Annotated in this window: 6 protein-coding genes; all 6 read left to right on the forward strand. The window is 70.3% G+C overall.

All coding sequences use genetic code 11. The annotated features are described in order from the left end of the window. A partial coding sequence (locus tag ACILQR_RS15100; protein ID WP_395652209.1) for a tetratricopeptide repeat protein occupies positions 1–588 on the forward strand: 588 nt, incomplete at its 5' end. After that, positions 585–1046, forward strand: coding sequence for a cytochrome c maturation protein CcmE (gene ccmE, locus ACILQR_RS15105; RefSeq protein WP_395652210.1), 462 nt, complete (start codon positions 585–587; stop codon positions 1044–1046). The genes ACILQR_RS15100 and ccmE, both read left to right, overlap by 4 nt. Further along, complete coding sequence (locus tag ACILQR_RS15110; RefSeq protein WP_395652211.1) at positions 1043–3028, forward strand: heme lyase CcmF/NrfE family subunit; 1986 nt, start codon at positions 1043–1045, stop codon at positions 3026–3028. The genes ccmE and ACILQR_RS15110 overlap by 4 nt, the downstream gene beginning before the upstream one ends. Next, positions 3025–3573, forward strand: a complete 549-nt coding sequence (locus ACILQR_RS15115; RefSeq protein WP_395652212.1) for a cytochrome c-type biogenesis protein CcmH — start codon at positions 3025–3027, stop codon at positions 3571–3573. The genes ACILQR_RS15110 and ACILQR_RS15115 overlap by 4 nt, the downstream gene beginning before the upstream one ends. A gap of 86 nt (positions 3574–3659) precedes the next feature. Further along, positions 3660–5210, forward strand: coding sequence for a trypsin-like peptidase domain-containing protein (locus ACILQR_RS15120; protein ID WP_395652213.1), 1551 nt, complete (start codon positions 3660–3662; stop codon positions 5208–5210). 78 nt (positions 5211–5288) lie between these two features. Beyond that, positions 5289–5917: response regulator transcription factor (locus tag ACILQR_RS15125; RefSeq protein ID WP_395652214.1), on the forward strand; the 629-nt coding region annotated here is incomplete at its 3' end.

Below are 5917 nucleotides of genomic sequence, written 5' to 3' on the forward strand. Positions count from 1 at the left end.
GCCCTGCTCGCCGGGCTCGGCCTGACGGCGGCCCTCGCGGCCGGCCTCTATGTCCTGACCGGAACGCCCGGCCTGCCGGACCAGCCCTATGCCGCGCGGGTCGATGAATGGGCGACGGGTGCCACGCCGCTCGAGCCGGTTCAGGTCGCCGCCGTCCTGGCCCGCGATGCCGCCGCCGAACCCGAAAACATGCAGCTGCAGTCCATGCTGGGCGCCGCCCGCTTCCAGGCCGGAGATTCCATCGGCGCGGCCTCCGCCTTCCGCCGTGTCCTCGCCGCCGACCCCAACGACGCCCGCAGCTGGGCGCGGCTGGGCGAAAGCCTGGTCCGGTCGCAGGACGGCGTCGTCGGTGCCGACGCCGAGGCCGCCTTTCGTGAAGCCGCCCGCCGCGACCCAGGCCAGCTCGGCGCCCTGTATTTCCTCGGCGAGGCCGCAATGGCGCGCGCCGACATCGCCGGTGTGCGCGCCACCTGGACGCCCCTGATCGCCGCGCTCGATCCCACCGACCCGCGCCGCGCCGACCTGATCCAGCGTCTGGCCCGCATCGAGGCCGGCGAACGCACGCCCCCGCCGGAGCCGACCTCATGAGCTGGCTTCCCCGTTCGCCCAGGGCGCGCCGTCGCCTGTGGATCGTCGCGGCGGCGGCCCCGATCCTGGCCCTGGCCGTCGGCCTGTCGCTGTGGGCCATGAACGACAGCGTGACCTATTTCTTCTCGCCGTCCGAGGCGACCGCCGAGGCGGCCCCTCCCGGCCGGGACGTCCGCCTGGGCGGTCTGGTCGAGGCCGGCAGCGTTGAACGTCACGGGGCCGAGACCGCGTTTTCGATCACCGACAACGCCGCCGTCACCCGCGTGGTCTTCCAGGGCGACCTGCCCGACCTGTTCCGCGAGGGTCAGGGCATCGTGGCTGAAGGGTCCTTCCGCCCCGACCGCACCTTCGTCGCCAGACAGGTCCTGGCCAAGCACGACGAGACCTATATGCCGCGCGAAGTCGCCGACCGCCTCAAGGCCAAGGGCGAGTGGCGGCCGGCCCAGACCCCAACATGATCGTCGAATTCGGGGGGTTCATTCTGGCCCTGGCCCTGGCGCTGGCGGTCTTGCAAACGGCGATGGCCACGGCCGCGCGCATCCGGTCGAATGCCGTCCTTGCCGGCGCAGCGAACGGAGCCGCTTTGGCCTGCGCCGCCGCGGTGGCCCTGGCGTTCGGGACGTTGATCCTGGCCTTCGTCAGCTCGGACTTCTCGGTCGCCAATGTCGCGGCCAACAGCCACACCGACAAGCCGATGCTCTACAAGGTCGCCGGCGCCTGGGGCAGCCATGAGGGGTCGCTGCTGCTGTGGTCCCTGGTCCTGACCGGGTTCGGCGCGGCGCTCACCCGTGCCAGAGGATTGCCGTTCGGGCTCAAGACCTGCGCCGTCGCCGTCCAGGGGGGGCTGGGGGCCCTGTTCCTGGCCTTCGCCCTGTTCACCTCCAACCCCTTCGCCCGGCTGAACCCCGCCCCCTTCCAGGGCGCGTCGCTGAACCCCCTGCTTCAGGATCCGGCGCTGGCGATCCATCCGCCCCTGCTCTACCTGGGCTATGTCGGGTTCTCGGTGACCTTTTCGCTGGCCGTCGCCGCCCTGATCGAGGGCCGACCGAACTCCAGCTTCTGGCCCGCCTGGGGGCGCTGGGTCCGGCCCTGGGCCCTGGCGTCCTGGGCCTTCCTGACGGTCGGCATCACCCTGGGGTCCTTCTGGGCCTACTACGAGCTCGGCTGGGGCGGCTGGTGGTTCTGGGATCCGGTCGAGAACGCCTCCTTCATGCCCTGGCTGGCCGGGGCGGCCCTGCTGCACTCGGCGGTCGTCACCGAACGGCGGGGTGCCCTGGCAGGATGGACGGTGTTCCTCGCGCTTCTGGCCTTCACCTTCTCCATGCTGGGGGCCTTCCTGGTCCGGTCCGGCGTCCTGACGAGCGTTCACGCCTTCGCCGTCGACCCCGAGCGCGGCCTGATGCTGCTGGCCATCCTGGGGCTGACGGCGGGCGCGGCGTTTGCCCTGTTCGCCTGGCGTGCGCCGAACCTGAAGGGTGGCGGCGTCTTCGCCCCCATCAGCCGCGAGGGATCGCTGGTCCTCAACAACCTGTTCCTGACGGCGGCGGCGGCGACGGTCCTGCTGGGCACCCTGTATCCGCTGATCATGGAGGCCGCGACCGGGGCCACCATCTCGGTCGGCCCGCCCTATTTCGCCCTGACCTTCACCCCCCTGATGGTCGTCGCCTTCCTGATCCTGCCGGCCGGACCCCTGCTGGCCTGGAAGCGTGGCGACCTGGTCGGCGCGGGCCAGAGGCTGGCTCTGGCCGCCGCACTCGCCCTCGGCTGCGGCTTCCTCGGCTGGCTCGCCTTCGAGCCGAAGAAGGCCATGGTCGCCGCCGGGATCGCGGTCGGGGCCTGGCTGATCCTGGGGGCCCTGGCCGAGGTGGTCGAGCGTATCCGCCTGTTCCGCGTGCCCGGCCGTGAGACCCTGCGCCGCATCCGGGGCCTGCCGCTGGGCGCCTGGGGCATGACCCTGGCCCACGCAGGGCTCGGCGTCTTCGTTCTGGGGGCCGTGGTCGAGACCGGCTTCAAGGCCGAGACCGCCGCCGCCCTGCCGCTCGGGGGCCAGATCACGGTCGGCACCTATTCCGTCCGCCTCGACAGCGTCCGCATCCACGAAGGCCCCAACTATCTGGCCGAACAGGGCACCCTGACCGTCACCTCCGCGCGTGGTCGGATGGAAACAGTCACCGCCGAGCGCCGCTTCTTCCCCGCCGGCGGCCAGACCACCACCGAGGTCGGCCTCGACTTCCGGGGGCTGGACGACGTCTATGTCGTCATGGGCGAACGCCGCGCCACCCCCGAGGCGGCCCAGGCCTGGACCGTCCGCGCCTACTGGAACCCCTGGGCCCGACTGATCTTCCTCGGCCCCATGATCATGGCGCTGGGCGGCCTGCTGTCCCTGCTGGACCGGAGGCTCAGGATCTGGGTGCCGGGCCGCAAGCGGGTGGCGGCATGAGGAGCGCCCTTCAGGTCATGGCCTTGCTCGTGGCCATGGCAGGCACCCCCGCCCTCGCCGAACCCGCCGCCGTCCCCGACCAGCCCCTGGCCTCCCCCGCCCAGGAGGCCCGCGCCCAGGCCCTGTTCGAGGAGGTCCGCTGCGTCGTCTGCCAGCATGAGTCGATCGCCGACTCCCCCGCCGGCATGGCCGCCGACATGCGCCGGCTGGTGCGCGAGGAGATCGCCTCTGGATCCAGCGACGACGCCGTCCGTGCCGACCTGGTCCGCCGCTGGGGCGACTTCATCCTGTTCAAGCCGCCGGTGAACCCCGCGACCTGGCTCCTGTGGTTCGGCCCGGCCCTGGCGGTCCTGCTGCTTGCCGGCCTGTTCGGCTGGCGCGCCCTGTCCCGCCGGCAGCCTCAGACCCCGGCCCCGCTGTCGCCCGGCGAGGAGGCCGAACTGGCCGAACTTCTCGCCCACAGGGACGTTCGCCCCGATACGGACGCAAACCCGCCCCACGACGGGCATCAGGCGGGATCAACCATCGTTCCGGCCCCGGATTGAACCCTGTTGGTTCTCTGCGGAACGGCTCTATATCTCAACGCGGAACGGCGTCGCGAAGACGCCGACAAGAGGATCGCTAGACGACGATGCTGAAGCGCAAGGAGTTCATTCTGGGGGCCGCCTGCGGCCTGCTGGTCGCCGCAGGCGCCACCGCCGGGGGCGTCATTTCCTGGCCCGGAGCCCATGCGGAGGTCGCCGGAGCCTCCGGCCTGCTCAGACCCAGCGCCGGCGGCGGCCTCGCCTTCGCCCCGCCGCAAGGCGCGCCGCTCAGCTTCGCCGACATCTTCACCCAGGTGTCGCCCGCTGTGGTCCAGTTGAACGTCGAGTCCACTGTCGAGCGCCCGTCCGGCGGTCGGATGCAGATTCCCGGTCTGCCCGGTTTCGGGTTCCAGATGCCCGAGCCCGATGCGGATGCCGAACCCCAGACGCAGCGCGGTGCCGGGTCCGGCTTCTTCGTCTCCGCCGACGGCTTCATCGTCACCAACAACCATGTGGTCGCCAACGCCACCGAGATCACAGTGACTCTGGCCGACGGCCGCGAGCTCCCGGCCCGTCTGGTCGGCCGCGACCAGGACACCGACCTGGCCGTGGTCAAGGTTGACGGCGGCGACTTCCCGTTCGTCACTTTCGAGGAACAGGCCCAGCCTCGCGTCGGCGACTGGGTCATCGCGGTCGGCAATCCGTTCGGCCTGGGCGGCACGGCCACGGCGGGCATCGTCTCGGCGACAGCCCGCGAGTATCCGTCGCCGGACAACCCCTACACCGACTTCCTGCAGATCGACGCTGCCATCAATACCGGCAACTCGGGCGGTCCGACCTTCGACATCTATGGTCGCGTGATCGGCGTGAACTCGGCGATCCTGTCGCCGTCCGGCGGCTCGGTGGGCATCGGTTTCGCTATTCCGGCAACGATCGCCAAGACGATCACCGACCAGCTGATCCGCGGAGAGACGATCGCGCGCGGCTATCTAGGGGCCCAGATCGGCACAGTCAGTACGGACGAACAGCGCGGTGCCTTGGGTCTGCCGGACGGAATCGAGGGCGCGTCGATCGAAGTCCTCACGCCGGGTGCCCCGGCCGAACAAGCGGGCCTGCGTGAAGGTGACGTCGTCGTCGCCATCGACGGCAAGGCGGTCGACACCTCCACCGCCCTGACCCGAGCTGTAGGTGCCGTGCGGCCCGGTCAAACCATGCGACTCGAGCTCTTCCGCGAAGGCCGACGCCAGACGGTCAACGTCCGCGCGGGAACACGGCCGGCTGATATCAACGCGGTTCTTGAGGAACAGTCCGCCTCGCCGGGTGCTTCCGGCCAGAGCGGGATCGAAAAGGGTGAAACTGTGCTCGGCATGACCGTGGGGCCGATCTCGTCAGCCCTGCGCGAGCGTTACGGTCTGTCGGCTGGCGAAGGCGGCGTCCTGATCACCGCCGTCGAAGCCCGGTCGCCTGCATCGCGAGAGGGCGCTGTCGCCGGCATCTTGATCGAGCGGGTCAACTACGTCCGGGTCAACAGCGTCGCCGAGTTCAAGGCGGCGGTCGAGGCAGCTCGCGCAGCGGGTCGACCCAGCGTCCTGCTGGCCGTGCGCGCCCCGACGGGTCAGGAAGGCCGCATCATCGTGCCGTTCGCGGCCCCCGAATAAGCCTGAATAATCCCTAACTCTCCAAATCGCCGCCGATGCGCTAGCATCGGCGGCGATACTGATTTGGGAGGGGCTCGCATGAAGATTCTGGTGGTCGAGGACGACGCCGAGGCGGCGACGGCGATGGTGCGGGGTCTGACCGAGGCGGGGCACGAGGTCGCCCATGCGGTGGACGGCGCCTATGGCCTCCTGGAGGCCCAGCGCGGCGGCTATGACGTCTATGTCGTGGACCGGATGATGCCGCGCCTGGACGGCATCGGCATGGTTGAGACCCTGAGGAAGGACGGCGACCAGACGCCGGTGCTGTTCCTGTCGGCGCTGGGCGAGGTCGAGGACCGGATCACGGGCCTCAAGGCCGGCGGCGACGACTATCTGGTCAAGCCCTACGCCTTCGCCGAACTGGTCGCCCGGGTCGAGGCCCTGTCGCGCCGTCGCGAGACCGGCGGGGTCCAGACCGTGCTCAAGGTCGGCGACCTGGAGATGAACCTGATCGCCCGCACCGTGCATCGCGGCACCACCGAGATCGACCTGCAGCCGCGCGAGTTCCAGCTGCTGGAGTTCCTGATGCGCCACGCCAACCAGTCGGTAACCCGCACCATGCTGCTGGAAAAGGTCTGGGAATACCATTTCGACCCCCAGACCAACGTCATCGACGTCCACATCTCCCGCCTCCGCTCCAAGATCGACAAGGGCTTCGACCGGGCCAT

The organism is Brevundimonas sp., from assembly GCF_044239655.1.
Taxonomy (GTDB): Bacteria; Pseudomonadota; Alphaproteobacteria; order Caulobacterales; family Caulobacteraceae; genus Brevundimonas.

What these genes read in the sequence shown, in the direction of transcription:
- ccmE (WP_395652210.1), top strand. Translation starts at nt 585, where the DNA reads ATGAGCTGGCTTCCCCGTTCGCCCAGGGCGCGCCGTCGCCTGTGGATC.
- ACILQR_RS15110 (WP_395652211.1), top strand. Translation starts at nt 1,043, where the DNA reads ATGATCGTCGAATTCGGGGGGTTCATTCTGGCCCTGGCCCTGGCGCTG.
- ACILQR_RS15115 (WP_395652212.1), top strand. Translation starts at nt 3,025, where the DNA reads ATGAGGAGCGCCCTTCAGGTCATGGCCTTGCTCGTGGCCATGGCAGGC.
- ACILQR_RS15120 (WP_395652213.1), top strand. Translation starts at nt 3,660, where the DNA reads ATGCTGAAGCGCAAGGAGTTCATTCTGGGGGCCGCCTGCGGCCTGCTG.